This window comes from Candidatus Chlorohelix allophototropha (assembly GCF_030389965.1).
In the GTDB taxonomy this organism is placed as follows: Bacteria; Chloroflexota; Chloroflexia; order Chloroheliales; family Chloroheliaceae; genus Chlorohelix; species Chlorohelix allophototropha.
Map to the genome: position 1 here is coordinate 1,383,358 of NZ_CP128399.1, position 13,608 is coordinate 1,396,965.

The window sequence follows — 13,608 nt, forward strand, 5'->3', positions numbered from 1 at the left end:
TTCCTAACTTACCACAAAACAAGCGGTTACTTGAGTGGGACGGCAACCTCGGCACAAAACCGAGATTGCCCCTTCCCAGACTTGAGGGTTTTAGTTATTGCGGCTTGCCCTTTGCTCAGAAGTGGAGATATGTAATCGCCGAGAAATTAAGATTTTCTTTTTCTTCCACCCAACTCGTGAGTTCGCGGAACAAGAAATTTTCCGCCCTGCCTTTCATCTCCTTTATCACTTGCTCAGAATAGGGGGTGGTTAGGCATAGCTTACTTTTCGCCCTTGTCATTGCCACATAGTAAACAAAACGTTCCTCTGCCAACCAGCGCTTCTTTTGGATCTCCTTGTAGCGGGCAAGGTTGCTGCCTTCAATTCTTCCGTCCTCACCTTGATACTTCAAGATAGCAAAGCCCCCCTCAAATTCATACTCTAAATCCGGTTCGTAACTGAATAAGCGGTTTTCCACCCGGTACTGGCTGGGCTTTATCCCTGCCACAAACACGCTGTCAAATTCCAACCCCTTGGAGAGGTGTACCGTCATTACTTGCACCACTCCCGGTTTGGGGTCTTCTGGTACTAACAATTCTTCCTGCTCAGGCAAATCAAATTCGATCCACAGGTTGAAATACTCCACCATGTCCTTTAAGGTAGCTGCCTCCGTCTGTGCTTTCTCAAATTCATTTGCCAGTCGCATAAGTTTGGAGAGGTTGGCTTCCACCCGCTCCCGCTCTCCTGCCCGCCGACTTTCAAAGTATTGGCTATACCGTTCGCCGCTAAGTATCCATTCCACCAACAGCGCGGGAGTGAGTTGTGCCGCTTCTTTGCGACACTCGGCGATAAAGGTTTGTAGTTCTCGCAATTCTTGAGGTACTTCCGCCAACTCCTCTATCCCTGCTTCAAAACTCCAGTTGCGTTCTTTGGTTACGGCTCGTGCCTTTAACGCTAGTTCATAAAGTAGCGCTTGCTCTAGTTTGAAAAGGGGTGAATGTGCCAGTCGGTAAAATGCCTGCCCATCAGAGGGGTCTTCTACCAGTCTCAAGATGGCAATGAGGTCTCTTACCTCTTGCCGATCGTAAAACCCTCCTGCGCCCCAAGTTACATACTCAATTCCCTCTGCCCTGAATATTTCTTCGTAGGGTCTGCTCTGGATTCGCACACTCCTGAGAAGCAGAGCGATAGTTTTATCCGGTTGCGTTTCCTTGAGTTTCTTTATCTCACTAGCAATAAAACGCGCCTCTGCTTTCAGCCCCTCTTCTTTTGACACGCTATCTTCTGGGCAAGCCAAAGTGACACAGCCTTGCGGACCACTCTTGTTATTAGCGGTAATAGTGAGTTCTTCGGGTAGGAAAAGCTGAGAATCCGCCAAGGGGAGGATTACTCTGGCAGCAATATCGAGGATTTCTTGGTAAGAACGGTAGTTAAGCGTCAGGGGAACTTGGATTGCTCCGGCAAGCTGCGGGTCATCGAAGTTTTCAGGGCGAGCGTTTCGCCAGCCGTAGATGGATTGTTTGCGGTCTCCTACCACCGTCACTCGGCTTAAGTCCGGGGAGAGGAGTTTTAGTAATTGTAGCTGACCCCGACTGGTATCCTGAAACTCATCTACCAGAATGTGATGAAATCGCTCTCGGTAGGTTTGGCAGAGGTCGGGATTATCTTTCAAGTGATAATATGCCTGATAGACCATTTCCGGGAAGTCCAATCGCGCCATTTCTGCCAGCTTTTCCCGGTAATAGCGGTAGAGTTCGGCGGTAAAGCCCATAATATCCCGCCGATAACCCTCTTCGCCTGAACTCCCGACAGGGTGGAGTTTTGCCAATATCTCCTCCGGAGTACAGTAAGAATCCCGCAGCCTTTCGATAGCGAGAAAAGCGGCATCAAAAAGAGCAGGGTGGTCGGCAAAATCCAGATGGGGATAGCTTTCCGACAAGTCAGGCAGTAATAGAATTTCACGAGATAGTTCTTGCCGTAGTTTCAGCCGCTCTAGCTCGGTCATTATGTGAGGACGGGTTATCTCTGTCTCCGCTTGTCCTCCCAGTATCCGGAGGCAAAAGCCGTGAAAGGTGCTAATCCAGTGCTGACTTAGGGTAAGCTTATTTTGCTGATAGAGTTGGCTGGCTCTTTCTACCATTTCCCCGGTGGCTTTTTCGGTAAAGGTCAGCGCTAGTACCCGCTCTGCCGGAAGCGAATTTCCCAGTGTCAGCGCAAGAAAACGTGCCACCAAGGTTTTGGTTTTCCCGGTGCCGGGTCCTGCTACAATCCGAAGCGACATTTCAGATGCGCTGGTTACTGCAATCCGCTGATTTTCGTTTAATTCTTCAATCAAAAACTCTTCTAGGTTCATACCGCTGCTCATTCTTCCTCACCTTCCTCTTCTCCCGCTCCCTCGCAAGCGAAGGTGTAGGGACACATCTGGCACTCCCGTACACTGGAGGGGTGCGTGGGGAAGTTCTGGTTCGCCTGATCCATTTCCTCAAGTACCTGAAGGAGAGCGGGAAGTATTTCTTCCATTTCCTCCTGATACAGATATTTGCGGTTACCCTTTAGCCGCTCTTCAGGAGTAGGCGCACCCGGTCTTATTTCAATCAGGGTAAGGCGAGGACCTTTGGAATGTTTGAGTTGGTAATGCCCGATATAGCGGGGAGGCGTGCCGGCTACCGCACTCCAGTAGAAGTAGTAGAGAGGCAACTGGTAATCGGTAGGCTGCCAAGTGGACTTTTGTGCTAGGTTGATAAAGTCCTTGATAAGCGCATTGTGACCTTTTTCCCCACTGCCGGTTTTGTAATCTATTATGGCGACTTCCCCACTTCCAAAGTAATCCACCCGGTCTATCCGTCCTGCTATTGGGAAGCGACCTAGATGAAAGTTTTGTTCAAAGGAGCTTTCGCTGGTGGTGCGGATGGGAACATCTGCGCCGATACGCTGAAACTCGACCTGCGTATAGCGCTTGAGGAGGCGTTGCGCCTTTTGTCGATAGGCTTTTTGAACTGCCGGGTAGATAAACCCCTTACCTGCTTCTTGCCAAACTTCCTCTAGGACTAGTTGGCTCTGGGCATTCGCATCTTCGTAAATGGGGCGAATGGGCTGTGCCCCTGCCCAGTTGTGCAGCTTTTCGAGTGTATCGTGAATGATTGTGCCGAATGAAGCGGTAGTGGAATAGGGCTGCGGCAGTCGTAGAAGGCTGGAGTAGTAAAACTTGCGGGGGCAGCGCAAATACTGGTTTATGGCAGACGCGCTAAAACGATAGCCTGCCACATCCGTTAAAACTATTGGTTTCATGCTTTCACGCCTTCCTGATTTGTACCGAGATTCCACTTGGTAGGGTCAAAACCGGAGAGAAGGGGAGAAGTGGTCTGGGCGGGAATCAGTATGAGTAAGGTTCGCATAGCGCGTGTCATTGCTACGTACATAGTGCGCCGTTCTACCGACAGGTATTCGGCTTTTTCATCTTCCTTTATATTGGGAGGTTGGTTTGGATAAGCAGTATCCTGAAAGCCTGCTAAGGCTACCACCGGAAATTCCAGACCTTTGGAGGATTTAAGGGTGATTACTTTTACTTCCCTTCTGGAAAGGTTCAATTCTTTGCCGGGCATAAAGGTGGCTTCCACACCTAGTTGGCGCAAACGGGCTGCCACAGACCTACCCGAATTTTCGGTTGGGCACAATACCGCACACGCACCGAGGCTCATACGCGCTTCTCGTGCTGCCTTTGGCAGAAATAGCGCCAGCAGTTGGGCTTCTTCTTCGGTATCTTCAACCGATCTTGCGCCGGGAGGTAGTCCCGTATTGATATATTCGCGTTGGGCTTCTTCAGCTTCAAGGCTACCATTGGAAAGGTAGGAGTGAGCCGCCTCCCCTATTTCACGGGTAGAGCGATAGTTGGTGCGTAACACTCCGGTGCGTCCCTGAAACCGTAGATCAGTATGCACATCTTGCCAACTGAACCCGCTTCCGTAGATGGATTGGTTGGCATCGGCGGTAACGAAAAAGCGGTTTGGGCTTTTACAGAGAGACACCAGTATGCGTAGGACACTTGGCTCTAGGTCTTGCGCCTCATCTACCACCACCGCGTCATAAGTTTCGCGGACAGAAGAAGTAGCCAGCATTTTTTGAGCATCGCTGCGGGCGTGGGAAAAAGTGGTCTTTTGTGCCTCTTTCAGCAGTTCCAACAAGGCTAAATGTACCTGCCAAACTCCTTTGCGTTGGTTGGCATTGAGCGACATCCTTCTACCGGGACGGGCTGCTTTCAGGTATTCTTCCAGAGTTTCAAGTTGCCTGCCTACGAGTAGTGTGCAGATTTCCTCTAAAAGGTAGTTCTCACTCATGCGGTCAAGCGCCAGTTCCTGCGAAGTTTTTTGAATAGCGTTCCCCTCTAAGTGGCTTTTCGCTCGCACTTTCGCTCTCCGCAGCAGCGCTTTTAACTCTTCGTCTGCGACAGGGTGGTGCTGTTTGCCTGCTTTTTGCAAAATTGACCAGACTAGGCTATCAGCGGTTTGCACCTCTACCAACTTGGCATCCTCGCCAAGCAGTTGTTCTAGAAGTTGGCGCGAGGAGGTTACAAGAGCGTTGGTGTAAGTGGTAAATAGAATACGGGGCGCAGTTACGCCCTGTGATTTAAGCGCCTTTAGCAGCGAGCGGATGCGGTAGAGCGCAATGGTGCTTTTTCCGGTGCCGGGACCGCCTTTTACCAGCGTTGGACCTGAGGCTTCTAGCGCCCAGTTTACATACTTTTCTTGGTCAGGGCTGAGTTTGAGCAGGAAGGAAACCAGTTCCCCTTCTTTAAAGCGCAGCAAGTCTTCAACTTCGCCCAGAAGGTAATCTGGCTGCTGGGTTACCTGTACGAGGGGACGCTCGAACATGTACTCGTCGAGTTTGAGGAGGTATTCGTCGGGAATGCCGGGGCAATCATACAGCGCATCGCGAGTGGTAAGTTGTATCAGACGGGCATGACATTCGGGAGGAATCCTTAACATATTCAGGAGTTCTGGGGTAATGGCTTCTGGCAACTTGGTCTTTTCCGGTTCGTGGGTTGCGAAAAACTTCTCCCAATCCGGCTGGGTTTTGGGGGTATCTCCTCCCAACTCAACATCCAAGCCACCGAGAAATTCCACATCATAATCTTCGTCGTAGGTGTCTTCGGCACGCTTTTTGAGAGCGAGAAGGCTCACATATTTCTGGTCAAAGGTGTAAAAGATGCGGTAATCTCCGCTCCGAATTCGATGCAACTTGCCGTCTAGATATTTAAGTTGTTTTTTAACCTTGGCATCGGGATGGGGGTCTTGTTCGAGGAGCTTGATTTTTTCAAGCACTTGGTGCAATTCTTTAGGCGGGAGTTTTAGCCAATCGGTGGTAAAGCTGGGTTTCATGGTTGTGAGCCAATTTGTAGCCAAAATGGGTTTCTCCGGTTTAAGTGTGCGATTAATTAGTAAGAAAAAACTGGATTTGGCAAAGATTTAGGGTGAAGTAAGGCAATCAAGGCTGTAACCGATCATTAGCTTTATGAACTTTCGTATGTCCAAATTATGCAGGCTCTTATTCGCCTATCGTTTGCATTGTAATTCCTCAATCGGAATTAGGCTCTATCCAAGGTAAATTGCTAATTTGTTCATCTCCATAATAGCACACGTTTCAATCCCTCAAGCAGCACAGTAGTAGGCTCTATCTGATAGGGGCTAAGGTCAAAACTTTGGTATCACCGATTTTAAGTTGACCATGCTTTTATGCCTAAAATTGTTTCATTAAGTCGTCAATATTCACAAAAGTTGTTATAATCCATTCGACATTCATGCTTTCCTCCGTTGCTAAAGCTGGTTTTGACGCACAAATCTTGCAACAACAGCACATAAACGGCAATTAGCTATCAAGATAGGATATATATCACTATGACCAATTCAAAATTCCTGAACGATACTTTCTCGATCGGTGGCGATTTAAAAGTACGCAGACTCGGTTTTGGCGCAATGCGTATCACCGGGCAGGGCATTTGGGGCGAACCGCAGGATAAAAATGAAGCTATTGCGGTTTTGCGCCGCACTATCGAACTTGGCATCAACTTTATAGATACTGCCGACTCTTACGGACCGGAAGTGAGCGAGCGGTTGATTGGCGAAGCGCTCTACCCATATCCGCAAGATTTGGTAATCGCTACCAAAGGTGGGTTGATGCGGGGCGGTCCTGATAATTGGTATCCCAACGGCCGCCCTGAACACTTGCGTGCCACACTGGAAGGTAGCCTCAAACGGTTGCGCCTTGAACGAATCGACCTTTACCAGTTGCACCGGATTGATCCCAATGTACCCGCTGAAGAAACGCTGGGAGTACTGGCAGATATGCAACAGGAAGGCAAAATTAGACATATCGGTCTCTCCGAAGTTAGCGTTGAACAATTGGAACAAGCACGCAAAATCGTCAAAGTGGTTAGCGTGCAGAACCTTTACAACCTGACCAACCGCAACTGGGAAAATATGGTAGATGCATGCGAAAAGGATGGAACAGGTTTTATACCATGGTTCCCACTGGCGGTGGGGCAGTTAGCGAAACCGGGCAGCAAGCTTGACCAAATAGCCCACAAATATAACGCTACCCCTTCGCAAGTGGCTTTGGCGTGGCTACTGCAACGTTCACCGGTAATGCTGCCTATCCCCGGCACAGGTTCGGTGGCACATCTAGAAGAAAATGTGCTGGGAGCGGAAATTGAGTTGAGTGCCGAGGATTTAGCGGAAATCTCCAAACAATAAGAGCTTTTATTGCGAAGGCGCAAAAAAAGAGAAGCTGGCTATGCTTCCGGCTTCTCTGGCAATTGAGTAGGATAACCCTGTTAAGTTATCAAAAATGGACATCGCTTTAGATCGCCCAAAAGGGTAAATTTCTAATTCTTATGAGTGTGTTTGTGGTTGGTTATATCATCCACTTTCTCTTTAACCGCATCTCCCACGTCTTTAACCGCATCTTTAACTTTTCCAACGGCATTTTGGGTTTTACCCTTATCAATGTTAGCTTCACCTTTGGCTTTAAGTTCATCATCACTCAGCACCTCGCCAAGCTTACGCTGAACATTGCCACCAATTTCTTTTGCTTTTCCTCTGGCGCGATCGTTTTTGCCATCTTTCATAATTAAATCCTCCATTATGATATTTTAGAAATCTTAGGTCACTATCAAAAACACAATGAATTTCTCTATTGCAATTCTTGTGCCATCGGTTTACCTAAAATCTAAGCTTGTAAAACTACTCTACCATTTTTACTGGAGTCAGCCTGATTAAAGTCTGTTGTACTTATCGGCTGCTCTACTTAGGAACAAATAAATCATAAAGTAACCTGACAATATCCTTTGAGGGTAATGGTTAGATTTATTGTTTAACAACTTTTTCTCGGCGAATGTGGAACGTTGGCAGGATTTTCTATTGTTATTTAGTCATTTTTCAAAGTTAGGCGTGTCTTGACAGGCTTAATAATTATTTCTTGGAAAAAGAAATAAAATCAAGTCGAGGCTAAAACGTATCATATCTAACCCCATGATAAACTGAAAAGATAAAGTCGTCTGTTTGTTACCACACTTATGGTAAAACTGGAGTAATCGTAATCTAACTGGTTTGAACTCTACTAAAGATTTTAAGTGCGGAGGCACAAAAAAAGAGAAGCTAGATATCTATCCGGCTTCTCTTATAAGCAAGTCTGGCAGACCTAGTTACTTCTTAAAACCGGGTTCTAATTCAATTTCCAACGCACTGGCAATGCGAGTAAACATATTGGCGGCAGCCACCGAAAAAACCAGTTCTACAAGCTCCTCATCATCGAAATAACTTCGCAAGCTATCAAAAGTAGCGGCAGAAAGTGCAGGAGTGCGGGTTAGTTCTTCCCCCATTTCAACAATTAGCCGTTCACGCGCATCAAAAGCCGGATCGCTGGAAATATTCCCTTCTCGTTGAAAAGCAGCGGCTTGCTCAGATGTCAAACCCGCTTTCATAGCAGCAGCAGTATGGCGCACTAGGCAATATTCGCATCCGTTAATTCGGCTGGCAGCGAGATAGGCAATTTGCTTATCTTTAGGCGGCACGCGGCTGGGCGCACCTATGAAAGCGGCAACATCAAAAGCCGAACTGAGCATGCCGTTGTTATAGCCAAGCGCCATAAACATATTTGGAACAGAGCCGCCACGCGCTTTTTCAATCGCTTCATAAGTAGCGGTTAGTTCGCCACTAGTTTCACTTTTCTGGACCAGTTTTACCCGATTCATTTTCTTATCCTCTTTCCGAAAAATAATCAAATCCCTTGCCCGATTGTGACCACCCTCAGCATATTGGTTTGCCCCGGCACGCCCACGGGCAAGCCTCCGGTTACTACTATCTTGTCACCGGGCTTAACTAACGAACGTTCTAGCAACCTCTGCTGCAAACGATTTACCACTTCGGAAGTGATAGAATAATGCTCGGTTTTGATCGCTTCCGTACCCCATACCAACGCGAGTCGGCGATAGGTGCGCTCCTCGGCGGTAGCTACCAGCAACGGCACTGAGGGGCGGCAGCGTGAAATCATTCGGGCAGTCGAACCACTGGAAGAAGTTGCCAATATCAAGCTGACACCCAACTCCAAAGATATATCCACCACCGATTGACTGATAGCATCAGTAATATTGGTAGCATAGCCGTAATGGATACGGGTGTGATACGAACTAAACAACCATTCGCGTTCGATGGTTTCCGCAATGCGGCTCATTACCCGCACCGCTTCGATTGGGTAAAGCCCGCTGGCAGTTTCGCCGGAAAGCATTGTAGCATCTGAACCATCGATAATCGCATTAGCCACGTCCGAAGCTTCGGCACGAGTAGGGCGCGGATTACGAGTCATTGAGTCGAGCATCTGGGTGGCGGTAATTACAGTTTTGCCCGCATCGTTGCATTTGCGAATAATCCGCTTTTGTAGCACCGGTATCTGCTCGGTGGGTAATTCCACTCCTAAATCCCCACGTGCTACCATTATCCCATCTGCTGCTGCCAAAATCGCATCGAAGTTAGCAATTGCTTCATGCTTCTCGATTTTAGCAATAATTAGCGGCAAATGTAACGGGTCGTCCGTTCCAGCATATTTCTGAATCAGTTGGCGTAATTGGATAACATCTTCGGCTTGGCGTACAAAGCTCAACGCTACATAGTCCACATCCTGTTCAATACCAAAACGCAGGTCTTCTTTATCCTTATCGGTTATCGTTGGTACGCCTAGTGTTACGCCCGGCACATTGATACCCTTATGGCTACCAAGCAATCCGCCCTCAATCACTACACAATGCACGGCATCAGCAGTAGTATGCAAAACCTGTAACTTAAAAAGCCCATCTTCAATCAGAAGCAAATCACCTGACTTCACATCAAGCGATAACCCGGCGTAATCCACCCCGATCATATCCGGCGAAGTTGCTACAAAATCAGGCTGAGTGGTAAGAACTACTTCTTTTCCCTGTTCTAGTTGGATTTTTTCTGCCACCTTGCCGGTGCGAATTCGCGGTCCCTGCAAATCCTGCAAAATAGCTACATTGCGCTCGTTTTCATTGGCTAAGCGACGCACCAGTGCGATAGTTTCAGCCGCTTTGTTGTGTTCTGCATGTGAAAAGTTCAGCCGCACCACGTCCAACCCCTCTTCAATAAGGCGGTGCAACACCGGTTCGTCCCATGAGGCAGGTCCAATGGTTCCCACGATTTTTGTCCGTCGCGTCATATTGCTCCTTAGCTTTATCTTTCTCTCGGTAAATATAATGGCATATTATACACTAAACCCTGCTAAGCAAAATGAGAAGGGGCTGAACTATCCCTATACATTATCAAAAGCAAAGACACTTCAAACACAATAAAGAACGAAGCTTTAAACATTGTTATCCTTCTTGACAGCTATACCGTCCAGACGGTACAGTATTTGTGTGGGTAGCATATGATATTCGCCGTATAGGCATATGAATTATGTTAAAGCAGATAAACAATAAATGGTTAGTCAAAGGATAAGTAGAATTTGAGATGAATAATAATAACAAAAGTACCTTGATAATCGAAGGGGCTTTCCGATTGGTGGAACGCGAGGGGACGGAAAAGCTGACCCTTGAAGCGGTAGCACAAGAAGCCGGTATTAGCAAAGGCGGATTGCTATATCATTTCCCCTCCAAAGAAGCACTTGTAAGCGGGATGTTGCGTTATATGGGAGAGCAGTTCGAGCAGAAAATAGAATTAGCAGTGGCGAATGACCCAGAACCACAAGGACGCTGGCTGCGGGGCTATATTCGCGCCAGCCTTGAGCCGGATGAAACACCACAAGCAGTATATATGGCAATTACCGCAGCGGTTGCCACTAACCGCACACTACTGGAGCCGTTGCAAAAAGCTAATACCGAATGGCAAAAACGCATTGAGGAAAGCAGCGGCGACCGTGCTACTGCAACCCTCCTGAGAATGGCGGCAGACGGGTTCTGGTACACCGAAGCGTTGGGGTTTGGGGCAATGTCTCCTGAACTAAAACAAGAGATTATGGAATTAATGTTGAAATTATCGAAGCAGAATAGCAGCACAGAAAACGGGGAGAATTAGTATGGGGCTGGTATTGCTGGGCAGCGCAATTGTATTGGAAGTGTGCGGTACAACCTGCCTAAAATTGAGCGAAGGCTTTAGCAAACCGCTGTTTGGGGCACTAATGTTCGTTTTCTACGGCGGTTCTTTCACCGTAATGTCCTTTGCTCTGAAAGAAATAGATGTAAGCGTGGCTTATGCTATCTGGAGTGCGATGGGTACGGCGATGATTGCCACTATCGGTATCCTTTGGTTCAACGAACCGCTAAACGCCCTCAAGCTAATTTCGCTGGTGTTGATTATTGCAGGGGTAGTGGGCTTGAATCTGAGCGGGACAAGCCACAGTTAGCATAACAAAAGGTAAAAGGCGCGGTTGAAATTAGCACCATCCGCGCCTTTTGAGTCGGCTAAAGGACGAGAATATCAGGGCGGCGTATGTCGCCCAACCCTTCGATTTCAACGTTGGTGCTAGGCCATTTCGAGTTGGGAGACTGGGTTAAAATCTCCATGCCCTTTTCATTGCTCACCAAAATAGTATCTTCGCTTTTAGTGCCTGTTATGGAGGGATTCCAAGCAAACGCCTGCCAATCTAGCGCGGTTTCAGAGCTATCAGGTGTACCAACATAATCGCGGGCTTCGTAGCCTGCCGCACCGCCCTGATGATGCAATTGCCATTCGTCCGGGAAACCTTCGCGGGCATATTGCGCCAAACCCTGCTTGAAAACCTCACTAATAGCTGCGCCCGGTTTTGTAGCTAGATTAAAGACCGCATCAATACGCTGAACTGCTGCATGGCGCTTTGCCAGTTCCGGCGCAAGCGCACCAAAATGTACCAACCGGGTGCAACTGGCGATAAGACCACCGCTGCGGGCGCATACCACCAGCATGGCGTATTTCTCCAGCTTCTTCGAAGTTGGTACAGGATGGCGATATTGCCAAATACGTTCGTCCGTAGCTACCAACGTAACCGGAGCCAACAGAGAACGGCTAAAACACTCTTGTGCCAGCCTTCCCGCAATCTCCCATTCGCTCATACCGGGCTTAACCTCTGCCGTAGCGATTTCTAAAGCTTCGCATGCCAATCTACCAAGTTCCCGGAAACGCTGCGCCTCATGCGAGGTCAAACTCCAACGTTCGCGCGCTAATAATGGGGCAAGATTTTCTGCTCCTTCGAGCGGGAAATCCGCGCCAACTTTTGCACCTTCTCCACTTAACAACGCTTCCAAAACTACTTGTTTGGCGGAGTTCCCTTCCCACCAACGATGCGGTACAACCTCAAAGCCCAGTTCTTTCAAACCTTCTTCATTTTCAAAGCGAAGAACTTCAATATTCTGAGTAAGGGCGTAAGCCTTACCAGAAGCAGTATAAACCAACGAGGCTGCGCCAAGATCCGTAGCGGTATTCACCCAATTCACCCCGCCTCCTGTAGCCCACGCAAAGTTGTTTTGTCGCCCTAAAACCAGCGCCCCCAACCCGTTTCGCGCCATAAAAGCGCGGATACGAGTATGTTTTTCCTGTGCCTCCAACTTTTGTGCTTCACCAATTGCCATCTTTCTAATCTCCTCTCTGTGAGGGTATAAAATATTAATATCTTTTCTCAATTGTTTGATTTTTTTAGCCGTGCTATAATTCGCAGCAAATATCCGTCGTAGAATTGGTTTACATTATTATACTGCTCAGGCAAACATTAATATGAGCAGCCAGAACGTTATCTGACAGGTGATCAGATTTGTTAACCAGCAGTTTTACCGGGACACTAAGCTCTATTCGAGCTAATAATGAGCAAGAACCTCAATTTGCTATTATTCTTTATGCCCCTACAGAGGTTTCTACCGCACTGGATTATGTCAGATTTAGATATGATCCGGGCTTCAAGATGAAAATACCCCCTCATATTACCTTAAAACGACCAGCTTCAATCGGTAAGCAACCTAATTTATCCGCCCATTTTCACACTGTATGCCGCGCTATAGAAGAAATAACCCCTACTATTAATCCATTTGCGGTTGCGCTATCGGGCTATGATGTTTTCAGGAAACCGGATTGTAATGTGGTTTTTCTGAAAATTGCGGATGCCTCGCCTCTGTGGCATTTGCACCAGAAATTGATTGAAGTGCTTTCACGCTTCTATCCCGATGGAGCAGCAGATTCTCTCGAAGGTGCAAAATACCACCCGCACCTAACAATTGGCAACAAATTAAGCGATATAGAACTGGCTGTGCTTCAACATGAGTTGGATACCGGTAGCTACAAACTTGATTTCCGTTTTATTGCGGAGGAGATGGGCTTACTGGCGCAGTTACCTATAGCGGATGATCGCTTTGATTGGCGCACCATTTCTCATTTCAAATTTGGGTCAATTCCCGCTGCAAAATAAAAGGCGGCTGATTGCGCCGCCTCTACAGTTCGTATTGTAATACTACAGCTTATTCCTTGCTGCGTTTTTCCGGATACAGCTTAGCAAGCTTGGCACGTGCCGCTGCCTTATCGCTGAAGTAAAGCTTATTAATGCCGATGAACGCATTCCACTTATCCGGCACTTCTTCTTCCGCAAAAATCGCAGAAACAGGGCACTCTGGTTCGCACGCGCCACAGTCAATGCATTCATCCGGGTTAATAAAAAGCGAGCGGTCTTCCTCATCATTATAGATGCAATCAACCGGACAAACGTTGACGCAGGATTTATCCATTACATCCACGCAAGGCTCGGTTATAATGTAAGCCATCTCTTGTCTCCTCTTTTCTAGTTTCTATTACGCCCAATCGGGCAAATCATTTGTGGATACCAACCTAAGAGCCTAGTTAGCGATTGGTGGCAGTAGCAGAGGTTCACTTCAGCATATGGCACTTTAAGATCAACTCTTTGTGAATGCAAAAGTGTATATAACCGGAAATTTGTGAAATCATACCACTTTCTAGTATGGTTGACAAGTGCGTTTTTGCACAAGCTTCACACAAAAAAAGATGGGCCAGGTGGGAGTCGAACCCACACGAGTTTCCTCAAGCGATTTTAAGTCGCTCGCGTCTGCCATTCCGCCACTAGCCCACGCAGCTTTTGATGTTCTAAAGTATA

At 47.6% G+C, this 13,608-nt stretch carries 12 protein-coding genes and 1 tRNA gene; 4 read left to right on the forward strand and 9 right to left on the reverse strand.

Translation table 11 applies throughout. The annotated features are described in order from the left end of the window. Window positions 1-115 precede the first annotated feature (115 nt). From OZ401_RS05800 to OZ401_RS05810, 3 genes are read right to left on the reverse strand one after another with little or no spacing between them, the layout of a single operon-like run. Complete coding sequence (locus tag OZ401_RS05800) at window positions 116-2,344, reverse strand: ATP-dependent helicase (RefSeq protein WP_341469763.1); 2,229 nt, start codon at window positions 2,342-2,344, stop codon at window positions 116-118. Then, complete coding sequence (locus tag OZ401_RS05805) at window positions 2,341-3,267, reverse strand: RecB family exonuclease (protein WP_341469764.1); 927 nt, start codon at window positions 3,265-3,267, stop codon at window positions 2,341-2,343. Before OZ401_RS05805 ends, OZ401_RS05800 begins: the two co-directional genes overlap by 4 nt. Then, a complete protein-coding gene (locus OZ401_RS05810) occupies window positions 3,264-5,378 on the reverse strand; it encodes a UvrD-helicase domain-containing protein (protein ID WP_341469765.1) in 2,115 nt (704 codons plus the stop codon). The genes OZ401_RS05805 and OZ401_RS05810 overlap by 4 nt, the downstream gene beginning before the upstream one ends. 492 nt (window positions 5,379-5,870) lie before the next feature. Between OZ401_RS05810 and OZ401_RS05815 the strand changes: the two genes are divergently transcribed. After that, window positions 5,871-6,725 (forward strand): aldo/keto reductase, encoded by an 855-nt coding sequence (locus OZ401_RS05815; RefSeq protein WP_341469766.1) that lies wholly within the window; start codon window positions 5,871-5,873, stop codon window positions 6,723-6,725. Window positions 6,726-6,856: 131 nt separating this feature from the next. On the opposite strand, the gene OZ401_RS05820 is transcribed toward OZ401_RS05815, so the two are convergent. The 3 genes from OZ401_RS05820 to pyk all read right to left on the reverse strand — a co-directional run bounded on the left by OZ401_RS05820 (window position 6,857) and on the right by pyk (window position 9,699). Then, window positions 6,857-7,099 (reverse strand): CsbD family protein, encoded by a 243-nt coding sequence (locus OZ401_RS05820; protein WP_341469767.1) that lies wholly within the window; start codon window positions 7,097-7,099, stop codon window positions 6,857-6,859. A 576-nt stretch (window positions 7,100-7,675) separates the two neighbouring features. After that, complete coding sequence (locus OZ401_RS05825; protein ID WP_341469768.1) at window positions 7,676-8,224, reverse strand: carboxymuconolactone decarboxylase family protein; 549 nt, start codon at window positions 8,222-8,224, stop codon at window positions 7,676-7,678. Window positions 8,225-8,250: 26 nt separating this feature from the next. Next, window positions 8,251-9,699: a pyruvate kinase gene (gene pyk / locus OZ401_RS05830; protein ID WP_341469769.1), complete on the reverse strand. Its 1,449-nt coding sequence runs from the start codon at window positions 9,697-9,699 to the stop codon at window positions 8,251-8,253. A gap of 293 nt (window positions 9,700-9,992) precedes the next feature. Here pyk and OZ401_RS05835 point away from each other — a divergent pair, with 293 nt between their 5' ends. Then, on the forward strand, window positions 9,993-10,556 hold the full coding sequence (locus tag OZ401_RS05835) for a TetR/AcrR family transcriptional regulator (RefSeq protein WP_341469770.1): 564 nt from the start codon (window positions 9,993-9,995) through the stop codon (window positions 10,554-10,556). Between the two features lies 1 nt (window position 10,557). Next, entirely contained in the window at window positions 10,558-10,884 is a 327-nt protein-coding gene (locus OZ401_RS05840) for a DMT family transporter (RefSeq protein WP_341469771.1), read from the forward strand. A gap of 58 nt (window positions 10,885-10,942) precedes the next feature. Here the strand turns inward: OZ401_RS05840 and OZ401_RS05845 are convergent, their stop codons facing one another. After that, on the reverse strand, window positions 10,943-12,085 hold the full coding sequence (locus OZ401_RS05845) for a M24 family metallopeptidase (protein WP_341469772.1): 1,143 nt from the start codon (window positions 12,083-12,085) through the stop codon (window positions 10,943-10,945). Window positions 12,086-12,264: 179 nt separating this feature from the next. Between OZ401_RS05845 and OZ401_RS05850 the strand changes: the two genes are divergently transcribed. Continuing rightward, on the forward strand, window positions 12,265-12,912 hold the full coding sequence (locus OZ401_RS05850) for a 2'-5' RNA ligase family protein (RefSeq protein ID WP_341469773.1): 648 nt from the start codon (window positions 12,265-12,267) through the stop codon (window positions 12,910-12,912). Between the two features lie 49 nt (window positions 12,913-12,961). Here OZ401_RS05850 and OZ401_RS05855 read toward each other — a convergent pair whose 3' ends face one another. Both OZ401_RS05855 and OZ401_RS05860 read right to left on the reverse strand, forming a co-directional pair. Continuing rightward, on the reverse strand, window positions 12,962-13,261 hold the full coding sequence (locus tag OZ401_RS05855; RefSeq protein WP_341469774.1) for a 4Fe-4S dicluster domain-containing protein: 300 nt from the start codon (window positions 13,259-13,261) through the stop codon (window positions 12,962-12,964). A gap of 239 nt (window positions 13,262-13,500) precedes the next feature. Next, a tRNA-Leu gene (locus tag OZ401_RS05860) sits at window positions 13,501-13,581 on the reverse strand. Between the last annotated feature and the right edge of the window lie 27 nt (window positions 13,582-13,608).

Excerpts from the sequence above, each read along its gene's own strand:
- OZ401_RS05800 (WP_341469763.1), bottom strand. The coding sequence starts at position 2,344 with ATGAGCAGCGGTATGAACCTAGAAGAGTTTTTGATTGAAGAATTAAAC.
- OZ401_RS05805 (WP_341469764.1), bottom strand. The coding sequence starts at position 3,267 with ATGAAACCAATAGTTTTAACGGATGTGGCAGGCTATCGTTTTAGCGCG.
- OZ401_RS05815 (WP_341469766.1), top strand. The coding sequence starts at position 5,871 with ATGACCAATTCAAAATTCCTGAACGATACTTTCTCGATCGGTGGCGAT.
- OZ401_RS05820 (WP_341469767.1), bottom strand. The coding sequence starts at position 7,099 with ATGAAAGATGGCAAAAACGATCGCGCCAGAGGAAAAGCAAAAGAAATT.
- OZ401_RS05825 (WP_341469768.1), bottom strand. The coding sequence starts at position 8,224 with ATGAATCGGGTAAAACTGGTCCAGAAAAGTGAAACTAGTGGCGAACTA.
- pyk (WP_341469769.1), bottom strand. The coding sequence starts at position 9,699 with ATGACGCGACGGACAAAAATCGTGGGAACCATTGGACCTGCCTCATGG.
- OZ401_RS05835 (WP_341469770.1), top strand. The coding sequence starts at position 9,993 with ATGAATAATAATAACAAAAGTACCTTGATAATCGAAGGGGCTTTCCGA.
- OZ401_RS05840 (WP_341469771.1), top strand. The coding sequence starts at position 10,558 with ATGGGGCTGGTATTGCTGGGCAGCGCAATTGTATTGGAAGTGTGCGGT.
- OZ401_RS05845 (WP_341469772.1), bottom strand. The coding sequence starts at position 12,085 with ATGGCAATTGGTGAAGCACAAAAGTTGGAGGCACAGGAAAAACATACT.
- OZ401_RS05855 (WP_341469774.1), bottom strand. The coding sequence starts at position 13,261 with ATGGCTTACATTATAACCGAGCCTTGCGTGGATGTAATGGATAAATCC.